This is a genomic window from Flavobacterium sp. GCM10023249 (assembly GCF_042653365.1).
Classification (GTDB): Bacteria; Bacteroidota; Bacteroidia; order Flavobacteriales; family Flavobacteriaceae; genus Flavobacterium.
In genome coordinates, this window is record NZ_JBHSHZ010000014.1 from 1 (window position 1) to 2,346 (window position 2,346).

At 35.5% G+C, this 2,346-nt stretch carries 3 protein-coding genes; 1 reads left to right on the forward strand and 2 read right to left on the reverse strand.

Translation table 11 applies throughout. The features are described from left to right. Positions 1 to 386, reverse strand: a 386-nt coding sequence (locus tag ACFO7M_RS12905; protein WP_379736060.1) for a transposase, incomplete at its 3' end; no start/stop codon positions are given. A gap of 417 nt (positions 387 to 803) precedes the next feature. Between ACFO7M_RS12905 and ACFO7M_RS12910 the strand changes: the two genes are divergently transcribed. Continuing rightward, complete coding sequence (locus ACFO7M_RS12910; RefSeq protein ID WP_379736062.1) at positions 804 to 1,538, forward strand: hypothetical protein; 735 nt, start codon at positions 804 to 806, stop codon at positions 1,536 to 1,538. A 115-nt stretch (positions 1,539 to 1,653) separates the two neighbouring features. Here ACFO7M_RS12910 and ACFO7M_RS12915 read toward each other — a convergent pair. Beyond that, on the reverse strand, positions 1,654 to 2,346 hold a 693-nt coding region (locus ACFO7M_RS12915), incomplete at its 5' end, for a transposase (protein WP_379736064.1).

The window sequence follows — 2,346 nt, forward strand, 5'->3', positions numbered from 1 at the left end:
TTTTTTCGGGTGCTAGTGGTTTTAAATTCGCTGTTTTCTTCTAGTTCATTAACAAAGGCACTGGCATCTTCTAAAACTTCTTTCTCAACCAAGCTATCCATAGAAGCGTTGGCTTTGATAAAAGCGCTGTCTATAGCTTGACGTTTGCCCCGAACCATACCTTTATAGATACATAATCGCAAAACCTCTTGAAAAAGATGCAAAAATACTTCTTCTCCATATAAGCCTCGTGTACGGCTGATGGTACTATGCCAAGGTAATTCTTCATCGATATCATAGCCTAAAAACAAACGGATAGATAAGCTATCGGAACAATAACGGATGAGTCCTCTATCGCTATTAATATTATTCAGATAACCAACAAGCAAAATCTTGAAAAATACCACAGGATCAATGCTCTATCTCACTGAATTTATATTTTTTTATAGGTGTTCGATGATATGCTTCGCAGTTCTTGACCTTCTGTACCGTAATACTCCTGGGTAGCTTTTCGTAAAAAATGAAAATCTATCGCATCGTTTAGAACCCTGTAAAAATTATCCTTGGGAACCAATTGATCCAAATTGACTGTGGTAAACAACTTGGGAGTAAATGTCTTTGTGCCTTGCATAACTAAATATACAAAAATTCTTATATTTGAGTTGTGCAACGGGCACAGCGGTTTTGCGCAATTGCGAGTTTTGTAGTAAAATCACGTTTATATTTCGCAAGAAATTTTATCTTTAACAGAAAATAATCAGTTCCGAAGTTCGCAACTGCGCAAAGCGCCGGAACGTTGTGTGCCATTTTAAGACCGACCGAAAGTGAACGAAATATACAAAGACAAACTTGAAATATTACGACAACGAATTCCAATCGGACTTCGACACGGACTGAAATTGCTTGAAAAAGTTGAAGGTGATTTAGAAAAAGCCGAAAATCAGTTTGCGGAAGAAATGGTTGCTCTAACAATTGCTAAAACAGGAGTACAATCGGATGTTGCTATTAGACATTTAACAAACAACAATTTTGATATTAGCTTGACAATTAAAAGCATTGATGAAGAGCGATATACTCTGACAGAACTTATAATTAGAAAATACAAAGACAAAAAAGAAGATGCTTTAGACAAAATAGTTTTTGCAATAGAAGATCAGTATAATTTAAAGCGAAATTTTTGGCTCAACTTTGACCACCTAAAAAGTTTACCACCAGAAATTTATTGCTTTATGACAATTATGGAATGGCTGAACTATGAAAGTTGGGAAGACTATCAAATTGCATTGTCGTTCAACTTAGATTTAGTTGCCGAACAGATTGACATAAAATTGGGGCTTTCTGACTTAGCAAATTCTTTGAAAAGAGCAGAGCAAATATTGACACTTATCTACGAAAAATATGAAGTGAGAAATGACCATAACAATTATTCAAAAGCGACTAACGAATTACGAGAAGACAAAGACTTTCAAAAAACTGAAAATGAATTTAAGGAAAAAAGACCAAAACTTATAGACAGACTTTATGAACTTGTACAAACTAATGTTGACAAATTTCCGTAGACAAAAAACGGCACACAACACGGGTAACTGTTGCACAACTACCATTTTTTTCAAAATAACTCCAAAACATATAGTATAAAACCTCATTTAAAGTGATTTAGAGGAGGTTTTATTTTTACCTCACTGCTACAAGTTCAAAATTGGAATGGCTCACAATCAGGCTTTTTATATCTAAAAAGAGAGTTTTAAAAAAAGTGTTGCGTTTCCCTTGTTTTAAGGACACAACTTGGGTTAAAATGCTTGGTTTTTTCACTACAAAACGCAGGTATTTCTTCAAGTTATACGTTAAACTTGCCATCAGTACGTGCTTGTTGGCGTTTTTGATGCCTCGGGTATTGACCCGCTTCATATTGGTAAAATTAATCAATGTACCCAATACAGGTTCGACCGTTTTGCTTCTGGTTCGTACCATTTTCTTGGCATAATCTGGGTTTTGAGTCAATTTTTGATGCATTTTATCGTAGTATTCCTTGTAAATACTATCGTCTATCTTTTTGAACTTGGTGGTTTTTCCACAACATTGCTCTCGTAATGGGCAGTTTTTACAATCGGATTCACTGCTGCGATAGGTGCGTTTCGTATAGCCTTTGCTATCGATCTTTTCGCCTTTGAAAAGTAGTTTGGCTTGGTTGCCTCCTACTTTTATGCATTCGTATTGATTGTGTTCTTTATTATAAACAAAACCTTCTCGCTCGGGTTTGTATTGTCCAAAATTAGGAATGTAAGCATTGATTCCGTTTTTGTCTAAATACGCCAAAGATTCACCGCTGCTATAACCGCCATCCGCTACAATTTCTTCCAGTTCGAT